This window comes from Actinomycetospora cinnamomea (assembly GCF_003096675.1).
Lineage (GTDB): Bacteria > Actinomycetota > Actinomycetes > Mycobacteriales > Pseudonocardiaceae > Actinomycetospora > Actinomycetospora cinnamomea.
Map to the genome: position 1 here is coordinate 578,011 of NZ_QEKW01000001.1, position 26,588 is coordinate 604,598.

General features: G+C 75.4%; 18 protein-coding genes. 8 read left to right on the forward strand and 10 right to left on the reverse strand.

What is annotated here, in order from left to right:
- Nucleotides 1-12: 12 nt before the first annotated feature.
- Genes C8D89_RS02705 through C8D89_RS02720 form a run of 4 tightly spaced genes read right to left on the reverse strand, consistent with a single transcriptional unit; the run spans nucleotide 13 to nucleotide 3,787 of the window.
- Nucleotides 13-1,254 (reverse strand): THUMP-like domain-containing protein, encoded by a 1,242-nt coding sequence (locus C8D89_RS02705; protein WP_116706484.1) that lies wholly within the window; start codon nucleotides 1,252-1,254, stop codon nucleotides 13-15.
- The gene (locus C8D89_RS02710; protein ID WP_116706485.1) at nucleotides 1,254-2,201 is read right to left on the reverse strand and encodes a class I SAM-dependent methyltransferase; all 948 of its coding nucleotides are present in this window, start codon (nucleotides 2,199-2,201) and stop codon (nucleotides 1,254-1,256) included. The genes C8D89_RS02705 and C8D89_RS02710 overlap by 1 nt, the downstream gene beginning before the upstream one ends.
- The gene (locus C8D89_RS02715; protein WP_116706486.1) at nucleotides 2,201-2,980 is read right to left on the reverse strand and encodes an enoyl-CoA hydratase/isomerase family protein; all 780 of its coding nucleotides are present in this window, start codon (nucleotides 2,978-2,980) and stop codon (nucleotides 2,201-2,203) included. The genes C8D89_RS02710 and C8D89_RS02715 overlap by 1 nt, the downstream gene beginning before the upstream one ends.
- Nucleotides 2,981-3,022: 42 nt before the next feature.
- On the reverse strand, nucleotides 3,023-3,787 hold the full coding sequence (locus tag C8D89_RS02720) for an ABC transporter ATP-binding protein (RefSeq protein ID WP_116706886.1): 765 nt from the start codon (nucleotides 3,785-3,787) through the stop codon (nucleotides 3,023-3,025).
- Between the two features lie 119 nt (nucleotides 3,788-3,906).
- Here C8D89_RS02720 and glgX point away from each other — a divergent pair, with 119 nt between their 5' ends.
- Nucleotides 3,907-6,021: a glycogen debranching protein GlgX gene (glgX, locus tag C8D89_RS02725; protein WP_116706487.1), complete on the forward strand. Its 2,115-nt coding sequence runs from the start codon at nucleotides 3,907-3,909 to the stop codon at nucleotides 6,019-6,021.
- Between the two features lie 56 nt (nucleotides 6,022-6,077).
- On the opposite strand, the gene glgP is transcribed toward glgX, so the two are convergent.
- Both glgP and C8D89_RS28680 read right to left on the reverse strand, forming a co-directional pair.
- The gene (gene glgP, locus C8D89_RS02730) at nucleotides 6,078-8,720 is read right to left on the reverse strand and encodes an alpha-glucan family phosphorylase (protein ID WP_165825513.1); all 2,643 of its coding nucleotides are present in this window, start codon (nucleotides 8,718-8,720) and stop codon (nucleotides 6,078-6,080) included.
- Between the two features lie 220 nt (nucleotides 8,721-8,940).
- On the reverse strand, nucleotides 8,941-9,396 hold the full coding sequence (locus C8D89_RS28680; protein ID WP_133251796.1) for a hypothetical protein: 456 nt from the start codon (nucleotides 9,394-9,396) through the stop codon (nucleotides 8,941-8,943).
- A 1,099-nt stretch (nucleotides 9,397-10,495) separates the two neighbouring features.
- On the opposite strand from C8D89_RS28680, the gene C8D89_RS02735 reads away from it, so the two are divergent.
- The 6 genes from C8D89_RS02735 to C8D89_RS02760 all read left to right on the forward strand — a co-directional run bounded on the left by C8D89_RS02735 (nucleotide 10,496) and on the right by C8D89_RS02760 (nucleotide 20,247).
- Nucleotides 10,496-12,607: a maltotransferase domain-containing protein gene (locus tag C8D89_RS02735; RefSeq protein WP_116706888.1), complete on the forward strand. Its 2,112-nt coding sequence runs from the start codon at nucleotides 10,496-10,498 to the stop codon at nucleotides 12,605-12,607.
- An 88-nt stretch (nucleotides 12,608-12,695) separates the two neighbouring features.
- Complete coding sequence (locus C8D89_RS02740) at nucleotides 12,696-13,205, forward strand: FxsA family protein (protein ID WP_116706488.1); 510 nt, start codon at nucleotides 12,696-12,698, stop codon at nucleotides 13,203-13,205.
- 56 nt (nucleotides 13,206-13,261) lie between these two features.
- A complete protein-coding gene (gene treS, locus C8D89_RS02745; RefSeq protein ID WP_116706889.1) occupies nucleotides 13,262-15,097 on the forward strand; it encodes a maltose alpha-D-glucosyltransferase in 1,836 nt (611 codons plus the stop codon).
- Nucleotides 15,097-16,563 (forward strand): maltokinase N-terminal cap-like domain-containing protein, encoded by a 1,467-nt coding sequence (locus C8D89_RS02750; protein ID WP_165825514.1) that lies wholly within the window; start codon nucleotides 15,097-15,099, stop codon nucleotides 16,561-16,563. The genes treS and C8D89_RS02750 overlap by 1 nt, the downstream gene beginning before the upstream one ends.
- Nucleotides 16,560-18,842, forward strand: a complete 2,283-nt coding sequence (glgB, locus tag C8D89_RS02755) for a 1,4-alpha-glucan branching protein GlgB (protein ID WP_423716632.1) — start codon at nucleotides 16,560-16,562, stop codon at nucleotides 18,840-18,842. The genes C8D89_RS02750 and glgB overlap by 4 nt, the downstream gene beginning before the upstream one ends.
- A 22-nt stretch (nucleotides 18,843-18,864) precedes the next feature.
- Complete coding sequence (locus C8D89_RS02760) at nucleotides 18,865-20,247, forward strand: neutral zinc metallopeptidase (RefSeq protein ID WP_243417753.1); 1,383 nt, start codon at nucleotides 18,865-18,867, stop codon at nucleotides 20,245-20,247.
- A 92-nt stretch (nucleotides 20,248-20,339) separates the two neighbouring features.
- On the opposite strand, the gene C8D89_RS02765 is transcribed toward C8D89_RS02760, so the two are convergent.
- Together C8D89_RS02765 and C8D89_RS02770 are read right to left on the reverse strand one after the other, a co-directional pair.
- Nucleotides 20,340-21,296, reverse strand: a complete 957-nt coding sequence (locus C8D89_RS02765; protein ID WP_116706489.1) for a tetratricopeptide repeat protein — start codon at nucleotides 21,294-21,296, stop codon at nucleotides 20,340-20,342.
- Nucleotides 21,297-21,384: 88 nt separating this feature from the next.
- On the reverse strand, nucleotides 21,385-21,702 hold the full coding sequence (locus tag C8D89_RS02770; protein ID WP_116706490.1) for a thiamine-binding protein: 318 nt from the start codon (nucleotides 21,700-21,702) through the stop codon (nucleotides 21,385-21,387).
- Between the two features lie 37 nt (nucleotides 21,703-21,739).
- Here C8D89_RS02770 and C8D89_RS02775 point away from each other — a divergent pair, with 37 nt between their 5' ends.
- A complete protein-coding gene (locus tag C8D89_RS02775) occupies nucleotides 21,740-22,243 on the forward strand; it encodes a MarR family winged helix-turn-helix transcriptional regulator (RefSeq protein ID WP_116706491.1) in 504 nt (167 codons plus the stop codon).
- Here C8D89_RS02775 and cydC read toward each other — a convergent pair.
- Nucleotides 22,219-25,629: a thiol reductant ABC exporter subunit CydC gene (gene cydC / locus C8D89_RS02780; protein ID WP_116706492.1), complete on the reverse strand. Its 3,411-nt coding sequence runs from the start codon at nucleotides 25,627-25,629 to the stop codon at nucleotides 22,219-22,221. The two genes, C8D89_RS02775 and cydC, sit on opposite strands and share 25 nt — an antisense overlap.
- Nucleotides 25,626-26,588, reverse strand: coding sequence for a cytochrome d ubiquinol oxidase subunit II (gene cydB / locus C8D89_RS02785; RefSeq protein WP_243417755.1), 963 nt, complete (start codon nucleotides 26,586-26,588; stop codon nucleotides 25,626-25,628). Before cydB ends, cydC begins: the two co-directional genes overlap by 4 nt.

Consider the following 26,588-nt stretch of genomic DNA (forward strand, 5'->3'; position numbering starts at 1 on the left):
GGTGAGGTCCTCCTACGGTGTCCCATGCGTCGTGCACGATGGCTCGGAGCGGGCGGATACCCGGTCACCGACCGCCTCGCACACGAACGCCTCCGGCCCGCTCGCGAGGCGCGCGAGGACAATCGTGGCTTCCCGGTCGCCGCGCAGGCGCAGCCGCGGGCGCAGCGTGTTCGGGTCGACGTCCAGGCCGCGCACGAGGACCTCGGCGCGCCCGACGCCCCGGGCGGCCAGGGTCCGGCGCAGCGCCTTCTCGCCGTAGCGGCCGTGCTCGAGCACCCGGAACGCGCGCACACCGGGTGGGCGCACGTCGCCGGTGAGGTAGGCGAGATGCTCCTCGAGGCGCCACAGCCCGTGTCGCGCGCCCCACTGGCGCACCAGGCCCGCGCGGACCACCGCGCCGTCCGGGTCGACGATCCACTCCCCCACCGGGCCCACCGGGCACGTGTCGTCCTCGGCGTCGGTGACGGTCCAGGCCCCGCCCCGGGACGAGAGCACCGTCGCCCGGCGAGCCGTCGTCGCCAGCCCCGCCGACCACAGCGCCGCCTCGCGTACCCGCCCGTCGAGGGACACCAGCTCCACCTCGCCCGCCCAGGGCGCCAGCGCCGGATCGAGCCCCGGCGCCGTCGACACGACCAGCTCATGTGTGTGGCGATACGGACGTTCAACGTCAGCGATGGCCCACCGCTGACGAACCCCGGAGGCTTCCGCTAGGCCGTCCAGCGGAGGTTTGAAGTCGTCCGGACGCCAGGTGCGGCGGCCGCCGGCGGTGCGGCGGGCGGGGTCGGCGACGAGGACCGTGTCGCGGGTGACGGGGGCCAGGGCGTCGGCGCGCGCCAGGGCCACGCCCGGCACGTTCACCGCGGCCATGGCCAGTCGCACGGGGTCGAGGTCGGAGCCGACGAGACGTGCGGCGGTGCCCCGCAGGGCGTGCAGCTCCGCGCCCACCGAGCAGGTCACCTCGTGGACGTCCCGCCCGGCCAGCCGGGCGGCGCGGTGGGCGGCCACGGGTGCGGCGGTGGCCTGCTCGGCGGCGTCGGCGGTCAGCAGCCACCCGTCGGGCACCCGCCCGCGCACCCGCTCCTGCAGCAGCGCGGTCTCGAGCACCGGGGCGGCGCGGTCGCCGAGGCGCTCCCGCAGGGCCGTCACCGCCCGCAACCGGTCGCCGGTCAGCAGCGGCGCCGCGCCCGCGACGGCGTCGCGCCCGGCCTCCGAGGCCAGGTACGCGACGTCGTCGAGGGTGAAGGCGTACGGCACTACACGCGCACGGGATCCAGCCGAAGAGGATTCTCCGGCCGCACGCCGGTGACCAGCGCGTTGTAGAACAGCGAGCGCGGCACGACCCGGGAGAGCACGCGCGCGTCGAGCCACGACAGCCGCTGCCAGGTCCGGTAGGCGAACATCGCCCAGCCCATCCCCAGCTTCTCCGGTGGCACCGCGGCCTCGAACGTCCGCACCGGCCAGCCGAACACCGCGGCGGCGAGCTCCTCGGTGACCACCCGGACGTCGACCGCGCCGGCCGCGTGGGCGTAGCGCTCGAGCCGGTCGGGGTCGAACACGTGCTGGTCGACCACCGACTCCAGCGCCGCCGCCCGCGACGACTCGTCCAGCTCGGCCTGCGGCCGCAGCCAGGACGCGGGCGCCAGCCGTGTCGTCGCCCACCACGTCGCCTGCCCGAGCTTGCGGGCGTAGAGGTCGCCGAGGCGCGTCGGCTCGCCCGCGAAGACGAACCGCCCGCCGGGCCGCAGCACCCGCAGGATCTCGCGGAACGCCCGGTCGAGGTCCGGGATGTGGTGCAGCACCGCGTGCCCGACGACGAGGTCGACCGACGCATCGGGCACCGGGATCGTCTCGGCGTCGGCCACGCGACCGGCGACGTCGAGCCCGAGGTTCGCCGCGTTGCGCGTCGCGACCTCGACCATGCCCGGCGAGAGGTCGGTCACCGTCCCGCGCCGCGCGATCCCGCCCTGCATGAGGTTGAGCAGGAAGAACCCGGTCCCGCAGCCGAGCTCGAGCGCGTGGTCGAACGGCCCCGCATCGCCGGCCACCGCCCGGAACCGGTCGACGGCGAACGTCGTGCAGCGCCCGTCGAACGAGATCGACCACTTCTCGTCGTAGGTCTCCGACTCCCAGTCGTGGTAGAGGACGTTCGCGAGCTTCGGGTCCTCGCGGGCGGCGTCGACCTCGGCCTGTGACGGAGCCATCAACGCCCCAGGAACTGGGCCTTGCCGGGCCCGTTCTCGACGAACGAGCGCATGCCGATCGTCTGGTCCTCGGTGCCGAACAGCGCCGCGAACACCTCGGACTCGAACGCGAGTCCGTCACGCAGGTCCATGTCCATGCCGCGGTCGATCGCGTACTTGGCGGCCGCGAGCGCGCGGGTGGGCCCGTTCGCGAACTGCTCGGCCCAGGCGCGGGCCCGGGTGTAGACCTCGTCGGCCGGCACGACCTCGTCGACCAGCCCCATGTCCAGGGCCTCGGCGGCCTTGACGAAGCGGCCGGTGAAGATCACGTCCTTGGCCTTCGCCGGCCCGACGAGCCGCGTGAGCCGCTGCGTCCCGCCGCCGCCGGGGATGATCCCGAGCAGGATCTCCGGCTGGCCGACCGTGGCGTTGTCACCGGCGATGCGCCGGTCGCACGACAGCGCGACCTCGAAGCCGCCGCCCAGCGCGTAGCCGGTGATCGCCGCCACCGTGGGCTTCGGGATCTCGGAGACCGCGCCGAAGCCGCGCGAGAGCTGGTGGGTGCGCTCGGCCATCTCGGAGTAGGTCATGTCGGCCATCTCCTTGACGTCCGCGCCCGCCGCCAGGGTCTTCTCGCCGCCGTAGACGACGACGGCGCGCACGTCGCGGCGGCTGGTCGCCTCCGCGGCGACCTCCACCAGCTCGTCCTGCACCTGGCGGTTGATCGCGTTCATCGGGGGACGGTCCAGCCGGATGGTGCCCACCCCGCCGTCCACCTCGAGCCGCACGAACTCCGTCACCGACGATCCTCCTCGATCTCCGAACCCCCTGCGCGCCGGACCCTAACGCCGGAACGCGGTGAAGCGACGGCGCCGGCTGGTGAGCTCGAGCGGTTGGTCGAACGTCGCCGACAGGTTCTCCGAGGTCATCACGTCGTCGAGCAGGCCCTGGGCGACGACGCGACCGTCGCGCAGCAGCATCGCGTGGCTGCAGCCGGGCGGGATCTCCTCGACGTGGTGGGTGACCATGACCGTCGCCGGGCCCTCCGCGTCGGCGGCCAGCTCGGAGAGCAGGGCGATCAGGTCCTCGCGCGCCCCGAGGTCGAGGCCCGCCGCCGGCTCGTCGAGCAGGAGCATCTCGGGGTCGGTCATCAACGCGCGCGCCAGGAGCACCCGCTGGCGCTCTCCGGTGGACAGGGTCGCGTAGGGCCGCCGGGCCAGCCGGAGCACGCCCATCATGTCCATGAGCACCGAGGCGCGGCGGTCGTCCTCGGGGTCGTAGCGCTCGCGCCAGGTGCCGACGACGCCGTAGCCGGCGCTGCGCACGACGTCGTGGGCGGTCTCGTCGCCCGGCACGCGCCCGGCGAGGCTCGGGCTCGCCAGCCCGATGCGCGGGCGCAGCTCGAACACGTCGACCCGCCCGAGGCGCTCGCCGAGGAGCTCCACCGAGCCGGTGGTGGGGTGCATCTCGGCGGCCGCCAACCGCAGCAACGTCGTCTTGCCCGCCCCGTTGGGACCGAGCACGACCCAACGCTCGTCCAGCTCGACGGTCCAGTCCAGGTCGGCGAGCAGGTCGGCGCCGCTGCGGCGCACGCCCACGCCGGCCATGCGGATCACGGTGTCCGCGTCGGTCACGGGGGCCTGCGCTGCGGTCACCGCGCCATCCTGACGGATCGGGCCACTCGGCGGGCGACGGCCCACCGCCTCATCGGGCACGATCTCGCCCGATGACCCGCTCCCCCTCCGCCCCACCCGACGCGCGCGGCGCCCGGCTCGACGGCGACGTGCTGCGCGTCGCCGTCCCGGCCACGGCTTCCGCGGAGGCCGTGGAGCTCTGCCTGCTCCCTCGCGGGGGGTCGAGCTCCGCCGCGCTCCCTCTCCCGGGCCCGGACGGTGAGCGGCGCGTCGAGCTGAGGCGCACCGCCGAGGGTTGGTGGCAGGGCGAGGCCGACGGTGTCGCGGCCGGCACGCCGTACGGGCTGCGGGTGCACGGCCCGTGGGATCCGGTCCGTGGCGTACGCACCAACCCGGCGAAGCTGCTGGTGGACCCGTGGACCCGCCGCGTCGCGGGCAGCCTGACCTCGCTCGCCGCCGCACGCCCGTTCGCCGGCGACGACCCGTTCTCGGCCCGCCGCAGCGACGAGGACTCCGCCCGCGCCGTCCCGCACGGGCTCGTCACGCCCGCGCCCGAGCCGGCGACGTCGGCCCGCCCGGACGTCCCCTGGCCCGACACCGTGATCTACGAGACCCACGTGCGCGATCTCACGATGCGCCACCCCGAGGTCCCCGAGCACCTCCGCGGCACCTACGCGGGGGTCGCGCACCCCGCGGTCGTCGACCACCTCGTCGCGCTCGGCGTGACGACGCTCGAGCTGCTGCCGATCTTCGCCAGCCAGGCCGAGCCGTCGCTGCTCGCCCGCGGGCGGGGCAACCACTGGGGCTACTCGACGCTCGCCTACCTCGCCCCGCACCCGCGCTACGCCTCGACGCCCGGGCGCGAGGTCGAGGAGGTCCGGGCGATGGTGGCGACGCTGCACGCCGCCGGGCTCGAGGTCGTCCTGGACGTCGTGTTCAACCACACCTGTGAGGGCGGCGTCGACGGGCCGTCGCTGTCGTGGCGCGGCCTCGACGCGGCCGGCTGGTACGCGCTCGACTCCCGCGGCCGTGACGTCGACCTCACCGGCTGCGGCAACACCCTCGACCCGGCGTCACCGCTGGTCCGGGCCCTGGTGGTCGACTCGCTGCGGTACTGGGTGACGGTCATGGGCGTCGACGGCTTCCGCTTCGACCTCGCCTCGACCCTCGGCCGCCCCCGCGGCGGCGCCTTCGACCCGGCCGCGCCGCTGCTCACCGACATCGCGACCGACCCCGTGCTCTCGACGGTCAAGCTCATCGCCGAACCGTGGGACGCGACGGGCGAGGGCTACCGCGTGGGCGGGTTCGGGCCGGCCTGGGCGGAGTGGAACGGGCGCTTCCGCGACGGCGTGCGCGACTTCTGGCGCGGCCACGGCCCGCTCTCGGAGATCGTGACCCGGCTCGCGGGCTCGTCGGACCTCTACTGGCCCGCCCGCACCCCCGCCGCGTCGGTCAACTTCGTGACCGCCCACGACGGCTTCACCCTCGCCGACCTCGTCTCCTACGAGCGCAAGCACAACGAGGCCAACGGCGAGCAGGGCCGCGACGGCACCGACGACAACCGCTCGGCGAACCACGGCGTCGAGGGCCCGACCGACGACCCGGCCGTCCTCGCGCTGCGGGCGCGGCAGGCGCGCAACCTGCTGGCGACGCTGCTCCTCTCGGCGGGCACCCCGATGCTGCTCGGCGGGGACGAGCTCGGCCACACGCAGCACGGCAACAACAACGTGTACTCGCTGGACGACGAGACCTCGTGGCGGTCGTGGACAGCGCTGCCCGACCCGGACCTCGTCGACTTCGTCGCCCGCGCGCTGTCCCTGCGCCGCGCGACGCCGGCGCTGCGGCGCACCGACTTCTTCTACGGACGCGAGGACACCGACCCCGACGGCGCCGTCCCGGACGTCGCCTGGCTGCACCCCGACGGCCGCGAGCTCGTCGAGCCCGACTTCCACCACCACGGCCGCACGCTGGTGGTGCGCGTCGACGGCGCGGGCGCGGGGCCGGCGCTGCTGGTGGTGCTGCACGCGGACTCGTCGTCGGTGGACGTGCGCCTGCCCGACGCCTACGGCGACGCCGCGTGGACCCCGGTGCTCGACACCGGCACGGCGAGCGGGGCGCCCGGGTCGGCGCAGACCCGCCCGGCGGGCGAGACGATCGACGTCCGGGGCCACACGACGCTGGTGCTGCGCGCGGCGCCGGGCGCGTGACACCCCGGTGACGAAGTCCGCGGTCGGCGCGGACTTCGTCACCGAGGTCCGGGGAGCTACGCCGGCAGCACCACGCGCCCGAGCTCCGCGGGCGCGGCGAGGAGGTCGTGGCGGGGCAGGACCCGCACCGTGTAGCCCAGGACGCCGGCGTGGGGCAGGGCGACGACGGCCTCGAAGCGGTGCGAGCCCTCGTGCCCCTCGCCGATGAGGGTCATCGGCTCCACCGTGGACTCCGTGAGCTCGTCGGCGTCGTCCGCGCGCCCGACGACGGCCTGCACCAGCACCTCGTCGGGGTCGAGGCCCCCGAGCACGACCTCCGCGCGCACGGTCATCGGCGCCCCGAGCACCGGGGTGTCCGCGCCGCCCGAGGCATCGACCTCGGCGACGGCCACCGACGACCACGCCTTGTCCAGGCGCGCACGGTAGGACGCCAGCTCCTTGGCGCCCGCGAACCCGTCCGCCACGACCCGCGCCGCCGACCGGGCGGCGGGCGCGTACCACTGCTCGACGTACTCGGTGACCATCCGCGTCGCCTGCACCTTCGGCGAGAGCGTCGCGAGCGTGTGGCGCACGAGGGCCGTCCAGCGATCCGGGACGCCGTCGGTGCCGCGGTCGTAGAACAGCGGCGCGACCTGCGTCGACAGCAGGTCGTAGAGCGCGTTCGCCTCGATGTCGTCGCGGCGGTCGGGGTCGTCGACGCCGTCGGCGGTCGGGATGGCCCAGCCGTTGCGGCCGTCGTAGAGCTCGTCCCACCAGCCGTCGCGCACCGACAGGTTCAGCCCGCCGTTGAGCGCCGACTTCATCCCCGAGGTCCCGCACGCCTCGAGCGGACGCAGGGGGTTGTTGAGCCACACGTCGCAGCCCCAGTACAGGTAGCGCGCCATCGACATGTCGTAGTCGGGCAGGAAGACGATGCGGTGGCGCACGGCGGGGTCGTCGGCGAAGCGCACCATCTGCTGGATGAGCCGCTTGCCCTGCTCGTCGGCGGGGTGCGACTTGCCCGCGATCACCAGCTGCACCGGCCGCTCCGGGTCGAGCAGCATGGCCTTGAGCCGCTCGGGGTCGCGCAGCATCAGCGTCAGGCGCTTGTAGGTCGGCACGCGGCGGGCGAAGCCGATGGTCAGCACGTCGGGATCGAAGACGCGCTCGGTCCAGGCGAGCTCCGGCTCCGACGCGCCGCGCTGCAGCCACGACGCCTTGACCCGCCGGCGGACCTCCTCGACGAGGCGGCGCCGCAGCGTGCCGCGCATCTCCCAGAGCAGCGCGTCCGAGACGCCGAACAGCTCCGGGCTCCCGGCGGCCGACGCGCCGGCGGTCAGGCCCGCGATCTCCCGGGCGGTCCACGTGGGGCCGTGCACGCCGTTGGTCACCGAACCGATCGGCACCTCCGGCGCGTCGAACCCGCCCCACAGGCCCTGGAACATCCCGCGCGAGACCTCGCCGTGCAGCGCCGAGACGCCGTTGGAGCGCTGGGCCAGACGCAGGCCCATGTGGGCCATGTTGAACATCTCGCCGGACGGCTCGCGGCCCAGCGTCAGCACCCGTCCGGGCTCGATGCCCGGCAGCATGTCCGGGGTGAAGTAGTGCTCGACCAACCCGATCGGGAAGCGGTCGATGCCCGCGGGCACCGGGGTGTGCGTGGTGAACACGGTGCCGGCGCGGACCGTCGCCAGCGCCTGGTCGAAGTCGAGGCCCGCGTCGCCCCCTTCTCCCGTCGCTCCGCCCGCCACGTCCACTCCCCCCGTCGCTCCGCTCGCCCCGTCCACTCCCCCCGTCGCTCCGCTCGCCCCGGAGACCAGCTCACGGATGCGCTCGAGGCCCAGGAAGCCGGCGTGGCCCTCGTTGGTGTGGAACACGGCGGGCGCCGGGTGGCCCGTCAGGCCGCAGAAGACACGGACCGCGCGCACGCCACCGATGCCCACCAGGATCTCCTGGCGGATCCGGTGCTCGGCGTCGCCGCCGTAGAGGCGGTCGGTGATCTGGCGCAGGTCGGCGTCGTTCTCCTCGATGTCGGAGTCGAGGAGCAGCAGCGGCACCCGCCCCACCGACGCCTGCCACACCCGCGCGCGCAGCGTCCGGCCCTCGGGCATCGCGATCCCGACCAGCACCGGGGTGCCCGAGGCGTCGGCCAGGAGGTGCAGCGGCAGGCCCTGCGGGTCGAGGGCCGGGTAGTGCTCCTGCTGCCAGCCGTCGAGCGAGAGCGACTGCCGGAAGTAGCCGGAGCGGTACAGCAGGCCCACGGCGATCAGCGGCACGCCGAGGTCGCTGGCCGCCTTGAGGTGGTCACCGGCGAGGATGCCGAGCCCGCCCGAGTAGTTCGGCAGGACCTCGCTGACACCGAACTCCATGGAGAAGTAGCCGATCGCCGCGGGGACCTCGTCCGCCCCGTCACGATCTCTGGCCAGCCCCTGGTACCAGCGCGGCTCGGCGAGGTAGGTGCGCAGGTCCTCCGCGCGCTCGCGCACCCGTCCGACGAACTCCTGGTCCTCGGCGAGCTCGGCGAGGCGCTGCGGCCGGACCTCGCCGAGCAGCCGGACCGGGTCCCCGCCGCACGAGCGCCAGACCGCGTCGTCGACGGTCGCGAACAGGTCCTGGGTGGGCCCGTGCCACGTCCACCGCAGGTTCGTGGCGAGCTCCTGGAGCGGCGCGAGGGGGGCCGGGAGCTGGGCGCGGACGGAGAAGCGACGCAGTGCCTTCACGCGCCGGGAGACTACGGCGCACCCCCCGACGCGCCGTGCGGCCCCACCTCGGCTGGATCGATCCCACGACTACGCTGCGTCGCGTGAGCGCGTTGGGGAGATGGTGGCGGTCGGGACGGCGGACGAGCGGGGCGGGAGCCGCCTCCGAGGCGCGCCCCGATACCACCGGTGAGCAGCCCGCGGTCGGATCCGACGGCGCGAGCACCCCGCCCTTCGAGGGCTACGACGACGCGCGCTCCCGGCAGCGCCAGGCCGCGCGCGCCGAGGCCGTGACCGGCCCGCCGTCGGGCTCCTGGCGTCGGCGCCGGCGCGGCTGGGGATCGGCCGACGACGTCGAGGTCGGCCCGCCCCCGCCGCCCGACGCGCGCCCCCACGGGCCCTCCACCGGCGGTTTCCCCGTCCCCGGCCGGGGCGCCGGCACGCCGGCGGGCGGGTTCCCGGCGCCGTCGTCGGTCGCGCCCTCGGGTCCCTTCGCCTCGCCCGACCCCGCCGACCACCCCGCGTCCGGTCCGTTCCCCGCGCCGAGCCCGGACGGCGAGATCACGCCCCCCCACGGTTTCCGGGCCGTCGGCGCCGACATGCCCGGGCTCGACGCCACCCGCTCGCCCGCGCCCACGCTGCCGCCGTGGCGCCGCCCCGCGACCCCGCCCTGGGGCTTGGCGATCGGGGGGGCCACCGGCCGTCCCGCCGCCCGCACGTCGTCGACCCCCGGACGACCGCCCGCATCGAACCCGGCGGTTACGGGTAGCGGACGCGACATGAGCTCGTCGTCGGACCGCGACCCCGACCAGGCGACCGGACGCGCGGCCCCGCCTCCCGCCGGTGGCGCCCGCCCCGCGTACGCGCCCACCGACCGGACCCCTGCGACCGGCGACGAGCGCTCCGGGGACGGTCAGCAGGCCCGTCCGGCCTCCTCGACGGCCCCGTCCGCCGACCGGTCCTGGTTCTCCCCGCGCACGCCCTACGCGCCCGTCTCCTCCCCCGTGTCGCCGCCCGACGCCACCGACGCCGACGCCGGCGCCGACAAGAGCCCTTCCGACTCGCCCGCGACCACCGTCTCCGCCGGCCCCGCCCCTGACGACGCCGCGAGTGACGGGACGACGGGTGCCGCGACCCCGTCGGCCGCGTCGACGCCGTCCGCGTCCCCCGCGGAGCCGTCCGCGTCCCCCGCGGAGCCGTCCGCGTCCCCCGCGGAGCCGTCGGCGTCCCCCGCGGAGCCGCCGGCGCCGACCGTCTCGCCGGGCGACGCCGACGACGCCGACGACGCCGACGACGCCGACGACCCCGACACCACCGGCACCCCCGGCGCGCCGACCGTGTCCTCGGGACATGGTTCCGACGACCCCGACACCACCGGCACCCCCGGCGCGCCGACCGCCTCCTCCGGGGACGACTCTCCCGGCCCCGGCACCCCCGCGGCGTCGACCGTGTCCTCGGGACGCGGGTCGCCGCGCAGCGGCGCCGTCCCCGACGACGACCCGCTGGGCGTCGGGCCGATCACGGTGAACCCCGACGACCACGTCCACAGCCTCGCGCCGGACACCCCGCGCGACGAGGTGCCCGCGGTCGACCAGGGCCCCGCCGCGATCCGCTCCGCCGGCGGTGCTGGCGGTGCCCCCGGCGACGTCACCGCCGACGCCGACATCGCCGACGCCGCGGACGTCCCCGCGGAGGAGCCCGCCGGCGCACCCGCCACCGACCCCGGGTCGGCCACCACCACGACCACTACGACCACCCCGACCAGCACCCCGACCCCCACCGACACGGGCGAGACCCTGGACCGCCACCGGGTCGCGCAGGGCCGCATCGGGATCGACGAGGTCACCCCGGAGGTGTCGAACGGGCGGTTCCCGTCGAAGGCCGTGGTCGGCGAGGTCGTGCCGATCGAGGCCACCGTCTGGCGCGAGGGCCACGACGCCGTCGCCGCGACGGTGGTGTGGCAGCGCTGCTCGACCTCGGGCCACGCGCACGTCGCCGACGTCGCGATGCCGTGCGGGGACGAGGCGCCGCGCAGCACGCGGATGGTGCCGACCGGTCCGCTGACCGACCGCTTCGCCGGGCAGGTCGTGCCGGACGCCGAGGGCCTGTGGAGCTTCCGGGTCGACGCCTGGAGCGACCCGTGGGCGACCTGGCGCCATGCCGTCGAGGTGAAGACGCGCGCCGGTCAGGGCGCCGCCGAGCTGGCCAACGACCTCGAGACCGGGGCGCGGCTGCTCGACCGTGGCGCCGAGGGCATCCACCAGCGCCTGCGCGACACGCCCCGCGCCACCGACGACGACCACGCCGGCGAACGCACGGGCGGCATCGCCATGCCCCCGGTGCTCGAGCTCGCCCGCAACCTGACCAAGGCCGCGGAGGAGCTCCGCGCCACCGAGCGCGACCTGCCCGAGCGGCTGAGCCGGGCCCTCTCCGAGCCCGTGCACCGCACGATGACCGAGCACCCGGTGCGCGAGCTCGTCACCGCGGGCGAGACCCACCACCTGTTCGTGGAGCGCTCACTCGCGCTCGCAGGCTCCTGGTACGAGTTCTTCCCGCGCTCGACGGGCGGGTGGGACGCCGAGGGCCGCCCCGTGCACGGCACGTTCGCCACCGCGACCCGCGAGCTCGACCGCGCTGCGGCGATGGGCTTCGACGTCGCCTACCTGCCCCCGATCCACCCGGTGGGCACGGTGAACCGCAAGGGGCCGAACAACACGCTCACACCGGGGCCCGACGACGTCGGCTCGCCCTGGGCGATCGGGTCCGCCGCGGGCGGGCACGACGCGATCGACCCGGCCCTCGGCACGATCGAGGACTTCGACGCCTTCGTCGCGCACGCCCACGACCTGGGCCTCGAGGTGGCGCTCGACCTCGCCCTGCAGTGCGCGCCGGACCACCCGTGGGCCACGGAGCACCCGGAGTGGTTCACGATCCAGCCCGACGGGACGATCGCGTACGCGGAGAACCCGCCGAAGAAGTACCAGGACATCTACCCGGTCAACTTCGACAACGACCCCGACGGCATCTACGCCGAGGTCCTGCGGATCGTCCTGTACTGGATGGAGCACGGGGTCCGCGTCTTCCGGGTCGACAACCCGCACACCAAGCCGCCGGACTTCTGGACCTGGCTCATCGCCGAGGTGCACCGCCGCGACCCGGGCGTGGTGTTCCTCGCCGAGGCGTTCACGCGCCCGGCGCGGCTGTTCGGGCTGGCGAAGGCCGGGTTCAGCCAGTCCTACACGTACTTCACGTGGCGGACGGGGCGCGACGAGCTGCGCGAGTTCTTCGAGATGCACCGCGACCGGATCGACGAGTGCCGACCGAACTGCTTCGTCAACACCCCGGACATCCTCCACGAGTCGCTGCAGACCGGCGGCCCGGGCATGTTCGCGCTGCGGGCGGCGCTGGCGGCCACGCTCTCGCCGAGCTGGGGCGTCTACTCGGGCTTCGAGCTGTTCGAGCACCAGCCCGTGCGCCCCGGCAGCGAGGAGTACCTCGACTCGGAGAAGTACCAGCTCCGGCCGCGGGACTTCGCCGGCGCGCTCGCCGAGGGCCGCAGCCTCGAGCCGTGGATCACGCGGCTCAACCAGCTGCGCCGCGACCACCCGGCGCTGCGCCAGCTGCGCACGCTGCGGTTCCACGAGACCGACAACGACGCGCTGTTGGCGTACTCGAAGACCGACCCGCTCTCCGGCGACACGGTGCTGTGCGTCGTGACGCTCAACCCGTTCGGCATCGAGGAGGGGACCCTGCACCTCGACATGCCGGCGCTGGGGCTGGAGTGGCACGACCGCTTCGGCGCCTTCGACGAGGTCAGCGGGCAGACCTTCGAGTGGGGGGCCACGAACTACGTGCGCCTCGAGCCGTGGCGCGACGTCGCCCACGTCATCTCCGTGCTGCGTCGCTGACCTGAGCATGCCCTGAGGATCCGGGCGGATCGGGCACGATCCGGCGCAGCGCGGCGTTGGACGGGGTGAGCACCACCTCGGAGGTCAGATGCGCATCCTCGTCGCCCTCGCGGTCTACCTGGCCGTCGAGATCACCGTCCTGGTCCTGGTCGGCCAGGCCGTCGGGTTCTGGGGCCTGCTCGGGCTGCTCGTTCTGTCCGCGGTCGTCGGCGCGTGGGCGATCAAGCGGGAGGGCCGGCGGTCGATGTCGGCGCTGGTCGAGGCCGCGCGGCGGGGCCGGCCGGCCGAGGCCGAGGTCGCCGACGGCATGTACCTCGCCCTCGCCGGCGTCCTGCTGGTCGTCCCCGGCCTGCTGTCGACGCTCGCCGCGCTCGTGCTGCTGGTCCCGCCGGTGCGCCGGGCGCTCGCCCGCCGCGCCGCCGCCCGCGCCGTGCGGGCCGGCAGCGCGCGCAGGGGCCCGAGCGTGACCGTCGTCGGCGTCGCCGGCCCCGGTCCGCAGGGTCCCGCGGGCGACCCGTCGGGCCCCGGCGCGTTCCGCGGGACGGTCGTGGAGGGCCACGTCCTCGACAGCCGCGAGGCCGGCCGGGACACCACCTGATCAGCGCGCCGGGGCGTGCAGCGATCGGATCTCCCCGACCACTAGCGTGACGGGTGATGAACGAGGGAGTCAGCGCGGGTGCGGTCACCCCTGCGCACGTCAGCACCGCCGCCACCGGGGAGAACGACGTGGCTCGCGACCACGTGCGCGACCACACCGACGACCACGGCGCGCACGCCGTCGAGGAGCCCAGCGCCGCCGACTTCCGCCATGCGCGGACGCTGCCGGTCGAGCAGGACTGGTACAAGCGCGCCGTCTTCTACGAAGTGCTCGTCCGGGCGTTCGCCGACTCCAACCGCGACGGGTTCGGCGACCTGCGCGGGCTGACCGACAAGCTCGACTACCTGGCCTGGCTCGGGGTCGATTGCCTGTGGCTGCCGCCGTTCTACGACTCCCCCCTGCGCGACGGCGGCTACGACATCCGCGACTACCGCAAGGTGCTGCCGGAGTTCGGCACGGTCGCCGACTTCGTCGAGTTCATCGACCAGGCGCACGCCCGGGGCATTCGCGTCATCACCGACCTGGTCATGAACCACACGTCGGACCAGCACCACTGGTTCCAGGAGTCCCGCCGCGACCCCGAGGGGCCCTACGGCGACTTCTACGTGTGGTCCGACGACGACACCCGCTGGTCCGAGGCCCGGATCATCTTCGTCGACACCGAGTCGTCGAACTGGACCTACGACTCGGTGCGGGGGCAGTTCTACTGGCACCGCTTCTTCTCCCACCAGCCGGACCTCAACTTCGACAACCCCGCCGTGTGCGAGGCCATGATCGATGCGCTGCGGTTCTGGCTGGACCTGGGCATCGACGGGTTCCGCCTCGACGCCGTGCCGTACCTCTACGAGCGCGACGGCACCAACGGCGAGAACCTCCCCGAGACCCACCAGTTCCTCAAGCGGGTCCGCAAGGTCGTCGACGACGAGTACCCCGGGCGGGTGCTGCTCGCCGAGGCGAACCAGTGGCCGTCGGACGTCGTCGAGTACTTCGGCGACCCGGAGGTCGGCGGCGACGAGTGCCACATGGCGTTCCACTTCCCGCTGATGCCGCGCATCTTCATGGCCGTCCGCCGCGAGTCACGGTTCCCGATCTCGGAGATCCTCGCCCAGACGCCGGAGATCCCGTCGAACGCGCAGTGGGGCATCTTCCTGCGCAACCACGACGAGCTCACGCTCGAGATGGTCACCGACGACGAGCGCGACTACATGTACGCGGAGTACGCCAAGGACCCGCGGATGAAGGCCAACATCGGCATCCGCCGGCGCCTGGCCCCGCTGCTCGACAACGACCGCAACCAGCTCGAGCTGTTCACCGCCCTGCTGCTCTCCCTGCCCGGCAGTCCCGTCCTCTACTACGGCGACGAGATCGGGATGGGCGACAACATCTGGCTCGGCGACCGCGACGGCGTGCGCAGCCCGATGCAGTGGACCCCGGACCGCAACGCCGGGTTCTCCACGTGCGACCCGGGGCGGCTGAACCTCCCCGTGATCATGGATCCGGTCTACGGCTACCAGGCGGTCAACGTCGAGGCGCAGTCGAACTCGACGGCCAGCCTGCTGCACTGGAACCGCCGGATGATCGACATCCGCAAGCAGCACCCCGCGTTCGCGCTGGGCACCTTCCACGAGCTCGGCGGATCCAACCCGAGCGTGCTGGCCTACGTGCGTGAACACACGGGCGAAGAGGGCACCCAGGACATCGTGCTCTGCGTGAACAACATGTCGCGGTTCCCCCAGCCGGTGGAGCTCGACCTCATCGCGTGGAAGGACTGGGTCCCCACCGAGCTGACCGGGGGTGTGCCGTTCCCGCCGATCGGGGAGCTGCCGTACCTGTTGACGTTGCCGGGGCACGGTTTCTACTGGTTCTCGATCCACCCGGCGGAGGAGCGCTGATGCCCCCCACGAGCCCGCACGACGGGTCCGCCGATCCCCTCGGCGACCTGCACGACGCCCTGCTCGCCTGGTTGCCCGGGCAGCGGTGGTTCCCCGCCAAGGGCCGCCAGATCGCCGGCCTGCGCACCGTGGGGCACAGCGTGGTGTCGGCGCCGGGTGACACGCCGACGGTCGAGCACGCGGTGATCGCGGTGTCGTTCACCGACGCCGCCGGCGGGAGCGCCGAGGAGCGCTACCAGCTGCTGCTCGGCGCGCAGTCCAGCCCGCCCGGGGACCTCGAGCACGCCGTGATCGGGCGGCGTCGGAGCTCCCACGGTGGGGACGACGTCGTCTACGACGGGCTCGCCGACGGGCGGATCAGCCGGCTGCTGCTCGCGCTGATCACCGAGAACGCGACGCGGGGTCCGCTGCGGTTCGTCGCCGAGCCGGACACCGAGGCCCCGATCGTGGGGCCGGGCCGCCCGCTGTTCGGCGAGCAGTCGAACAGCTCGGTGATCTACGGCGAGCGCGCCATCCTCAAGCTCTTCCGCCGTGCCACCGCCGGCCTCAACCCCGACCTCGAGCTGCACCGCGCGCTCCGGCGCGAGGGCAGCGACGAGGTGGCGCCCCTGCTCGGCGCGATCGAGGGCGAGCTGCCCGGAGAGTCGGGTGGGGTCGAGGCGATGACCGTCGCCATGCTCCAGGGCTTCGCGGCCAACTCCGCCGACGGATGGTCCATGGCTCTGACGAGCGTGCGTGACCTGCTCGCCGAGGCGGACCTGCGCGCCGACGAGGTGGGCGGGGACTTCGCGGGCGAGGCCCACCGCATCGGCAAGACCGTGGCCGCGGTGCACCAGGAGCTCGCCCACGCCCTGGGCACCCGCCCGCTGGACGCCGTCGGGGCCCGCGCGGTCGAGGAGTGGATGCTCGAGCGCCTCGACCGCGCCGCCGCGGCCGTCGAGGGCGTCGCCGAGCAGCGCGAGGAGATCGCCGCGGTGCTGCACGGGGTCACCGAGGCGGGGCCGTCGACGGTGCAGCGCATCCACGGCGACCTGCACCTCGGCCAGGAACTCCGCACGCCGACGGGCTGGCTGGTCATCGACTTCGAGGGCGAGCCGTCGAAGCCGCTGGCCGACCGCGTGCGTCCCGACTCCCCGATGCGTGACGTGGCCGCGATGCTGCGCTCGTTCGACTACGCCGCGTTCCACCAGCTCGCGGAGTGGGAACAGTCCGCTGACGAGCCCGATCCGCAGCTCGAGCGCCGCGCGCAGGAGTGGGCCGACCGCAACCGGTCGGCGTTCTGCGACGGCTACGCCGAGGTCGCCGGGACCGATCCCCGGGAGAACCCCGAGCTGCTGCGGGCCTACGAGCTGGACAAGGCGGTGTACGAGGTGCTGTACGAGACCCGGAACCGACCGGGCTGGGTGTCGATCCCGCTCCGGTCGATGCGCCGGTTGCTGACCGGGGTCGGGCGGGCCGAGCGGTGACCCGCGCGCGTCCCCACTCCCCCGCGCCCTCGGACCTCGACGTCCACCTCCTCATGGAGGGCTCGCACCGCGACCCGCACGGCGTGCTCGGCCCGCACCGCGACCCCGACTCACCGGGCACGGTGGTCGTCCGCGCGCTGCGCCCGGGCGCCGACGCCGTGGACGTCGTCGTCGACGAGGGCCCCACGGCCGGTCGCTACCCGCTGGCCGAGGTGCACGCGGCCGGCGTGTTCGCCGCGGGCGTGCCCGGGCCGCTGCCGCGGTACCGCCTCGCGACCCGCTGGACCGACGAGACCAGCGGCGAGACCGTCGAGACCATCACCGACGACCCGTACCGGTTCTCGCCGGTGATCGGGCCGGTCGACCTGCACCTCATCGGCGAGGGCCGCCACGAGCGGCTGTGGGACGCCCTCGGCGCCCACTTCCGCCGCTGGCCGACCCCGTCGGGGCCGGTGGAGGGCACGTCGTTCACCGTCTGGGCGCCGCACGCCCGCGGGGTGCGGGTGATCGGCGACTGGGATCCGGACCACGGCAGCTGGGACGGCACCGCGACGCCGATGCGCTCGCTCGGCTCCGGCGTCTGGGAGATCTTCCTGCCCGGCGTCGCGGACGGCACCCGCTACCGCTTCCGCATCCTCACGCCGGACGGCCAGTGGCTGGACAAGGCCGACCCGATGGCGTTCGCCTCGGACCTGCCGCCGGCGCCGGCGTCGATCGTCACCACCTCGAGCCACGAGTGGGCCGACCAGGAGTGGATGGCGCGGCGCGCCGCGTCGGTGTCGGACGGTGGCCCGCACGCCGAGCCGATGAGCGTGTACGAGCTGCACGCGGGCTCCTGGAGGCAGCGGCCGGATGGTGGGGCGCTGAACTATCGCGAGCTGGCCGACGAGCTGGCCGACTACCTCACCGAGACCGGCTTCACCCACGTCGAGCTGCTGCCCGTGGCCGAGCACCCGTTCGGCGGCTCTTGGGGCTACCAGGTCAGCTCGTACTACGCGCCCACGTCGCGGTTCGGCACCCCGGACGACTTCCGGTACTTCGTCGACCGGCTGCACCAGGCGGGCATCGGGGTGATCGTCGACTGGGTGCCGGCGCACTTCCCGCGCGACGCGTGGGCGCTGGCCCGCTTCGACGGCACGGCCTGCTACGAGCACGGCGACCCGCGGCGCGGCGAGCAGCTCGACTGGGGCACGCTCGTCTTCGACTTCGGGCGCTCGCAGGTGCGGAACTTCCTCGTCGCCAACGCGCTGTACTGGCTCGAGGAGTTCCATGTCGACGGGCTCCGGGTGGACGCCGTGGCCTCGATGCTCTACCTGGACTACTCGCGCACCGAGTGGACGCCTAACCGCTACGGCGGCCGTGAGAACCTCGAGGCGGTGTCGTTCCTCCAGGAGGTCAACGCCACCGTCTACAAGAACCACCCCAGTGCCGTGACGATCGCCGAGGAGTCGACGGCCTGGCCCGGCGTCACACGGCCCACCCACCTCGGCGGCCTGGGCTTCGGATTCAAGTGGAACATGGGATGGATGCACGACACGCTCGACTACGTCGGGCGCGATCCCATGTACCGCGGCTACCACCACAACCAGATGACGTTCTCGATGACGTACGCGTACAGCGAGAACTACGTGCTGCCGCTCTCGCACGACGAGGTCGTGCACGGCAAGGGCTCGCTGTGGACCCGCCAGCCGGGCGACGACGAGCGCAAGGCCGCCGGCGTGCGGGCGCTGTTCGGCTACATGTGGGCGCACCCGGGCAAGCAGCTGGTGTTCATGGGCGGCGAGTTCGGCCAGGTCCGCGAGTGGTCCGAGGAGCGCTCGCTGGACTGGGAGCTGCTCGACGACCCGCGCCACGGCGGCCTGCGCCGGCTGGTCGCCGATCTCAACGCGGCCTATCGCGCCCTGCCGCCCATGTGGCAGCTGGACACCGACCCGGCCGGCTTCTCGTGGATCGACGCCAACGACGCGGGCGGCAACGTCCTGTCGTTCCTGCGCCTGGACCGCGAGGGCAACGCCGTGGCCTGCCTGGTGAACTTCGCGGGCGTCGACCACCCGAACTACCGGGTGGGCCTCCCGGCGACCGGCCGGTGGCGCGAGGTCGTCAACACCGACGCGGAGGTCTACGGCGGGCGCGGGGTCGGCAACTACGGCGCCGTCTTCGCCACGTCGTACCCGTGGCACGGCCGCCCGGCCTCCGCCGAGGTGACCCTGCCCGCGTCGGGGGTGCTGTGGCTGCAGCTCGACGCCGCGAGTCCGCCCGAACGGCCCGCACGCGGGTGATCGTCCCGGCATGATGGCGCCCGTGGGGGGAACGCTCGGACGGGCGCTGGTCGTGACGGTCGCCGTGCTCGCGGTGCTGCTGACGTCGGGGTGCGCGTTCCCCGTCACGGGTCGGGCGATCGCGGGCCCGGAGGTCACCGCCGGCATCGATCCCTCGTTCATCGAGGGCACCGACGGCGGCGAGGAGGACCGCCTGGCCGCCGCGGTGCTGCGCGACCTCGAGCGCTTCTGGGGCGAGGCCTACCCGCCGCTGGCGGGCGACCGGGCGTTCCCGCCGCTGCAGGGCTACTTCTCGGTCGACCCCCGCCGCGGCGGCGCGGGCGGCCGGTCGGTGCCGTGCCTGCCGGACGTGGGGGACATCGAGGGCACGGCGTTCTACTGCCCGAGCGCGGACGTCATCGCCTGGGACCGCGCGGGCCTGCTGCCCCAGCTGCGGCGCGACTTCGGGGACGCGGCCGTGGTCGTCGTCCTGTCCCACGAGTTCGGGCACGCGGTGCAGGGCCGGCTCGACCGCGACGGGACGGTCGCGGCCTCGCCGACGATCCTGCTCGAGGCCCAGGCCGACTGCTACGCGGGCCTGTTCCTGCGCCGGGTGCGCGACGGCGCCCTGCCCGACCTGCGCACGGGCGCCGACGGCATCGACGGCGCCATGGGTGCGCTGATCACCTTCCGCGACCCCGTCGGCACCTCGCCGCGCAACGCCGACGCCCACGGCAACGCGTTCGACCGCGTCTCGTCGTTCCAGGACGGGTTCGACGGCGAGCCGGGGACCTGCGCGGCCATGGGGCGCGAGCGCGTGTTCACCCAGCAGTCGTTCCGTTCGGCGGCCGACGAGAGCTCGGGGGGCAACCTCGGGCTCGACGAGCTGCTCCGGGCGATGCTGCCCGACCTCGACCGGTACTTCGGCGCGGAGGTCCGCCGGCGCGGCGCGCAGTGGACGCCCCCGACCGCCGAGACCGGCACCGCGACCTGCCCGGGTTCCGACGGGGCGCTGCAGGGCCCGGTGGCGTGGTGTGCGGGAGAGCCCTCGGCCCTGCGGATCGACGGGAACGGCCCCCTCGCGGCCGATCATCGGCGCATCGGCGACTACGCCACGGGCACGCTGCTGGCCTCGCGGTTCGGCGCGGCGGCGCTCGCGGCCCTGGACCGACCCACCGCCGGCGCCGAGGGCGGGCGCGCCGCGCTGTGCCTGGCGGGCGCCTACAGCGCCGCGGTCGGCACCGGCGACAGCGCCTTCGGCCTCTCCCCCGGCGACCTCGACGAGTCGGTGACGATGCTCCTCGACGAGGACACCGCCTCGCGCGGCACCGACGGCGTCGCCGCCGCGAGCACGGGCTACGAACGCATCCGCGTCTTCCGCGCCGGCGTCACCGGCGGCCCCGACGCCTGCCTCCGCGGGGTCTGAACGGCGGAGCCCGAAAGTCAGCGGTGGGCCATCGCAGACGTTGAGTGTCCGTGACGCCACACGCTCGATCCGGAGGCGCTGCGACGAGCGGACTAGTAGAGCGCGCGGGCCAGAGCGCGTCGGGCCGTGGTGACGCGCTCGTCGTCGGTGCCGAAGAGCTCGAACAGCTCGACGAGGTGGGTGCGTGCGCGGTCGCGGTCGTCGCCGGCGGTGCGGGCGACGGTCTGCACGAGGCGGTCGAACGCGCCGGTCACGTCCTGCGCCGCGATCTGCGCGTCGGCGGCGGCGATCTGGGCGTCGACGTCGGTGGGCGCGGCGTCGGCCCGGGCGATCGCCGTCGGGTCGGCCGACTCGGCCCGCTCCAGGAACTTCACCTGGGCCAGGGCGGCCTGCGCCTCGGCGTTCTGCGGCTCGACAGCCAGGATCTGCTCGTAGGCCTGCTGCGCGGCCGCGTAGTCACCCCGCTCGAGGGCGTCCTCGGCCGCGACGAACCGCGGGTCCTCGGGCTCCTCGACCGGCGCCTCGCCGTCGCCGTCACCCTGCGCCTCGGCCGCGGCGATGCCCGGCATCTGGTCGCGCAGGGCGTCGAGCAGCTGGGCGATCCACTGCCGCAGCTGCGGCTCGGGCTGGGCGCCCTGGAACGACGTCACGGGCTGGCCGCCGGCCACGACGACGACCATCGGGATCGACTGGACCTGGAACGCCTGCGAGATTCGCGGGTTGGCGTCGACGTCGATCTTCGCGAGCACCCAGGCGCCGCGGCCCTCGGCGGCGAGCTTCTCCAGCACCGGTGAGAGCTGCTTGCACGGCCCGCACCACTCGGCCCACAGGTCGACCACGACGGGCACCTGCATGGAGCGCTCGATGACGTCGGCCTGGAAGCTGGCCTCGGTGACGTCGATGACGGTGGCCGACGCGCCGGCCGCCGCACCGCCACCACCGGCGGCGTCCGCGCCGTCGGCCGGCGGGCCCCCGGCGGGGCGCTGCGGGGCCGCGGACCGGGCCTCGGCGCGGGCCTTCAGTCCGGACAGGTCGACGGCTCCGGCCATCGCGGAGGACAGGGCAGCGGCCTGAGCCGCCTGGCGGGAATCGGGACGTGCCACGAGACCAGTCTGCCACTCGTGCGTGACGGGCGGCTCAGCCCTGCAGGCGCTCCTCGACGCGCGCCACCTTGGCCGCGAGCTGGCCCGTGTGACCGGGGCGGATGTCGGCCTTGAGCACGAGCGAGACGCGCGAGCCGTAGCGCCCCGCCGCCTCGGTGGCGCGGCGCACCACGTCCATGACCTCGTCCCACTCCCCCTCGATCGAGGTGAACATCGACGAGGTCTCGTGCGGCAGCCCGGACTCGCGCACGACCCGGACCGCGGCCGCGACGGCCTCCGACACCGACCCGTCCTCGCCCGCCGACCCGTCCACGCCGACGCCGGACGGGGCCACGCTGAACACCACGATCACGGGATCCAGCCTGCCACGCGGTAGGTTCGCGGCCGTCATGACCGCGTCCGCGCCCCTGCCCTTCGACCCCATCGCCCGGGCCGCCTCGCTGTGGGGCGAGCGGATCGGCGAGCCGCGGGCGATGGCCGCCGTCACCAGCGTCATGCGCGTCCAGCAGATCCTCCAGCAGGCCGTGGACACCGCGCTGCGCCCGCACGGGCTGACGTTCGCGCGGTACGAGGCGCTGGTGCTGCTGCGGTTCTCGCGGGTGGGCTCGCTGCCGATGCGGATCATGGGTGAGCGGCTGCAGCTGCACCCGACCTCGATCACCAACATCGTCGACCGCCTGCAGGGCTCCGGGCTCGTGGCGCGCCGCCCGCACCCCACCGACGGGCGCACGACGCTCGTGGAGATCACCGAGGCCGGGCGCGAGCGGTGCGCGGCGGCCACCGCGTCGGTCACCGCGATCGACTTCGGCCTCGTGGGCCTCGACGACGAGCAGACCGAGACGCTGACCGACCTGCTCGCCCGCGTCCGTCACGCGGCCGGCGACTTCGCGTGAATCCTCGTCAGGACCCCGCCGGCGAGGTGGCGGACCTCGTCGACGAGGTCGAGGCCCTCGCCGCGGTGGGCGAGGAGCACGACGGTGCGACCCGCCGACGCGTCGAGCAGGTCCGCGACCAGCTCCCGCGCGGTGGCCGGGTCGAGCCCCTCGGTCGGCTCGTCGAGCACGAGCACGGCGGGGTCGACCAGCAGGGCCCGGGCCGCGGCGAGGCGCCGGCGCTCGCCGCCCGAGATCGTGCCGGCGTCGAGCCAGGTGTCGAGGCCGTCGGGCAGGCCCTCGAACCACGCGCCGAGGTGGACCCGCCGCAGGACGGCGACGAGGTCGGCGTCGCCGGCCGCCGGGTGGGCGAAGCGCAGGTTCTCCCGCAGCGTGGTGGCGAAGACGTGGTCGTGCTCGCCGACCAGCGCCACCCGTCGCCGCCAGGTGTCGCCGGGCAGCTCGGCGGCGTCGAGCCCGTCGAGGGTGACGGTGCCGGCGCGGGGGTCGAGCAGGCGCAGCAGCACCGCGGCGAGCGTGGACTTGCCCGAGCCCGACGCGCCGGTGATCCCGAGGCGGTGGCCGGCGGGCAGGTCGAGGTCGAGGCCGCGCAGGGCGGGCTGGTCGCCCCAGCCGGCGACGATCCCGCGCAGGCGCAGGTCGGGGTGGGAGCCGGGGCGCGCGTCCGTGGGGTGCTCGGGGTCCGCGGCGGGAGGCGCCGGCGCGGCCAGGGCGGCGAGCCGGGCCCGGGCGCGCCGGCCGCGGACGAGGGCGCCGGCCGCGGCGGGCAGGGCGAGGACGGTCTCGCCGAGCGCGAGCGGGGCGAGCACGGCGACGGCGGCGAGCTCCGGTGAGGTGCTGCCCGGGGCGGCGAGCGCGGCGGCGACGACCGCGGCGCCGACGCCGAGCTGGGCGAGGGCCGAGGCCACCGCCGTGCCGGCCGCGTCCCGGCGGCGGGCGCGGGCGAGCTCCGCGGCGCGGGCGCGGGGCACGGCGCGCAGGGCCTCGGGACCGCGGGCGGCGAGCTCGTCGCGGGCGGCGTGGGTCTCCACCATTGCGGCGCGCAGCCCGTCGGTGCCCCGCTCGATCGCGGGCGCGGTGCGGCGCGCGGCGACGGCCGCGACCAGCGGCGCCGCGATCGCGGCGACGGCGAGGCCGGGCAGCAGCGCCGCGGCCACCGGCGGGCTGGCGAGGGCTGCGCCGGCGAGGAGCAGCGGGAGCGCTAGCGCCGCCACGACCAGCGGCAGCGCCCCGCGCACGAGGCCGTCGAGGCGGACGTCGACGTCGTCGACCACGCGGGCGAGCAGGTGGCCCCGTCGCCCGGCGACCGCGCCGGGGACCCGCCGCGCCAGCGCCGCGACCACCCGCCGGCGCCAGCGCACGACCCGCGCGAGCCCGTCCTCGTGTGCCGCGAGCCGCTCGAGGTAGCGCAGCAGCGGGCGCGCGACGGCGAACGCCCGGACGGCGGCCACGGCGACCGAGAGCGCGAGCACGGGCGGCTGCGCCGCGGCGCGGGCGATGAGCCACGCGGCCGAGGCCGTCAGCGCGACGCCTGCCAGTGCCGCCCCGGTGCCGAGCACCGCCGCGGTGGGCAGGCCGCGCCGGCGTGCGGGGGTCGTGGTGGTGGTCGAAGCGAGGGCGTCCTCCGCTGCCTGCGACGCAGCCAAGGCGTCCCTCGCTGCACGGGAGTCGGCGGGCATCGCGGGAGCGAGGGGCGCCCCCGCTGCCTGCGACGCAGCCAATGCGTCCCTCGCTGCACGGGGCCCCGCCGGCACCCCGGAAGCGAGGGCGTCCCCCGCTGCCTGCGACGCAGCCAAGGCGTCCCTCGCTCCACCCGGAACCGGCGCCGCGCCCAGGTCGACGACGCGGTCGGCGCCGGCGCGCAGGGCCTCGCGGTGGGCGACGGCGACGACGAGGGCGCCGGCGCGCGCCAACGCCCGCAGCTCGGCGACCACGGCCCGTTCGGCATCGGGGTCGAGGTGGGCGGTGGGTTCGTCGAGCAGGACGACGGTGCCGGCGGGGTCGGCGAGCGCGTCGCCGAGCACGCGGGCGAGCGCGAGCCGACGGCGTTGGCCGGCGGACAGGGTCGACCCCGCCTCGCCGAGCGGGGCGCCGGGGTCGAGCTCGATCCCGAGGCGACGCAGCAGCGCCGGCGTCCCGGCCCCGAGCGCATCGCCGACGGTCGCGGCGTGCGGGAGCTGCGGGTGCTGCCCGAGCACCACGACGCGCCCCGTGACCACGACCGAACCACGCGCGTCGGCGGCGTCGTCCAGCGTGCCGGCCAGGGCCCGCAGCAGCGTCGTCTTCCCGACACCCGACGCCCCGGCGACGACGAGCAGCTCGCCGCCCGCCGCGTCGAGGACCGGCATCGAGGGCGTCGCGTCCCGGCGCCCCGGGTGGCGCACGGCCAGGTCGTGCACCCGCAGCCGCGCGGGCCCCGGCGCCTCGGTGCGCGCCACCCGCCCCGCCTGCGCGCGGGCCAGCAGCGCGTCACGCTCGTCGAGCACCGCGGTCGCGCGGGCCGTGTCGTGGAAGCGCGCGCCGGCCTCGCGGACCGGGCGGTGCGCCTCGCCGGCGAGCAGGATCGCGACGAGTGCCGGGTAGAGCGCGAGCGAGCCCTCGACGAGCCGGATGCCCGCGCCCACCGCGACGAGCCCCACCGACAGCGTGCCCAGCAGCTCCAGCGCCGTCGAGGACAGGAACGCGACCCGCAGCACGCGCGCCGAGGCCTGCCGGTGCCGCTCGCCGAGCTCGCCCACCGACGCCACGGCCCGCGCGCCCCGCCCGAACAGCCGCAGCGTGGCGAGGCCGGCGACGGTGTCGAGGAAGTGCCCGGCCAGGCGCTCGCCCGCCGCCCATTCGCGCCGCGCGCGGGCCTGCGCCGCCCAGCCCAGCAGCGCGGCGAACACCGGCACCAGCGGCAGGGTCACCGCCACGACCGCCGCCGTCGCCAGGTCGTTGACGGCCAGCACCACGAACACCGCCGGCGGCAGCACGACGGCCAGCACGAGCGCGGGCAGCGTGCCGGTGAACCACCCCCGCAGCGCGTCCACCCCGTGCCCGGCGAGCGGCACCACCTCCGGGGCGTCGTCGTGACCGAGCCGCTCGAGCAGGCGCTCGCGCTCCCGCTCGACGACCCGCTCCCCGGTGCGCGCCGCCAGCCACGGCTCCGCCCACGCCAGTAGCGCGCGGGTGACGACGACGCCGGCGAGCACCGCGACCGCGCCACGCGGGACCTCGCCCGGCCCCGTGACCAGCGCCGTCACCACCGACGCGGCCGCCAGCGCCACCGCCACCGTGCCGGCGGCCTGCGCGACGCCCACCAGGACCAGCCCGGTCACCCCGGGCCAGGCGCCGCGCGCGAGCCGCAGCAGCCGGGGATCGACAGGGCCGCGGGACCGACTCACGTCGCCACCCGCTCGCTGGCCACGCGCCGGCGGAAGACCCAGTACGAGAAGACCTGGTAGGCGACGACGCCGGGCAGCACGAGCACGGCCGCGAGCGTGATCAGCCGCAGGGCACCCGGGCTCGCTGCCGCGCCGGCGATCGTCAGCGACGCCGCCGGATCCAGCGTGCTCGGCAGCACCACCGGCAGATGCGCGGCGAGGACTCCGACCACCCCGGCGGCGACCGCCACCGACGCCGCCGCGAACGCCAGCACCTCGCGCCGCACGGCCACGAGCACTGCCACCACGGCCACGGCCACGAGGCCGACCGGCGCGACGAGGGCCACGAGCACCGCGGTCGGCACCAGGGCCGCGAGCGCCGCCGTCCGCGCCCGGGCCCGCAGCGGGCCGGTCGTGCGCAGGCCGAGGAACGTCGCGCCCTGCACGAGGGCCACCGTCACCCCGAGCGCTGCCCCGAGCAGCGCGGGCGGCTCGACGAGCGGCGCCAGCGATCGCCCGAGCCCGTCACCGACGACCTCCCCGCCCGGCCCGAGGGCGAGCCCCGTCGCGAGGACCCCGAGCACCGCGCCCCACAGCGCCGCCACCGCCAGCGACGACCCGGCGAGCACCGCGTCGCACACGGCACGGAAGCGAGTGGTGCCGCCCTTGCCGCGGAACTCCAGGGCCACGCCGCGCGCGGCCAGCGCCAGCAGGATCAGCACGAACGGCAGGTAGAGCCCGCTCATCAGCGCCGCGTACCAGTCGGGGAACGCCGCGAAGGTCACGCCGACGGCGGCCACGAGCCAGACCTCGTTGCCGTCCCACACGGGGCCGATCGTGGTGACCCCCGCGCCGCGCTCGTGGTCGTCGCGCCCGAGGGCGCCCGCGAGCACGCCGACCCCGAAGTCGAAGCCCTCGAGGACGAAGAACAGCACCCAGCAGGTGACCGCCAGGGCGAACCAGAGGGTGGGCAGGTCCAT

Coding starts and splice junctions, on each gene's coding strand:
- C8D89_RS02750 (WP_165825514.1), top strand. CDS start 15,097: ATGCCCCCCACGAGCCCGCACGACGGGTCCGCCGATCCCCTCGGCGAC.
- C8D89_RS02775 (WP_116706491.1), top strand. CDS start 21,740: ATGACCGCGTCCGCGCCCCTGCCCTTCGACCCCATCGCCCGGGCCGCC.
- glgX (WP_116706487.1), top strand. CDS start 3,907: ATGACCCGCTCCCCCTCCGCCCCACCCGACGCGCGCGGCGCCCGGCTC.
- C8D89_RS02740 (WP_116706488.1), top strand. CDS start 12,696: ATGCGCATCCTCGTCGCCCTCGCGGTCTACCTGGCCGTCGAGATCACC.
- C8D89_RS02765 (WP_116706489.1), bottom strand. CDS start 21,296: ATGGCCGGAGCCGTCGACCTGTCCGGACTGAAGGCCCGCGCCGAGGCC.
- cydB (WP_243417755.1), bottom strand. CDS start 26,588: ATGGACCTGCCCACCCTCTGGTTCGCCCTGGCGGTCACCTGCTGGGTG.
- treS (WP_116706889.1), top strand. CDS start 13,262: ATGAACGAGGGAGTCAGCGCGGGTGCGGTCACCCCTGCGCACGTCAGC.
- C8D89_RS02720 (WP_116706886.1), bottom strand. CDS start 3,787: ATGGCCGGCGTGGGCGTGCGCCGCAGCGGCGCCGACCTGCTCGCCGAC.
- C8D89_RS02710 (WP_116706485.1), bottom strand. CDS start 2,201: ATGGCTCCGTCACAGGCCGAGGTCGACGCCGCCCGCGAGGACCCGAAG.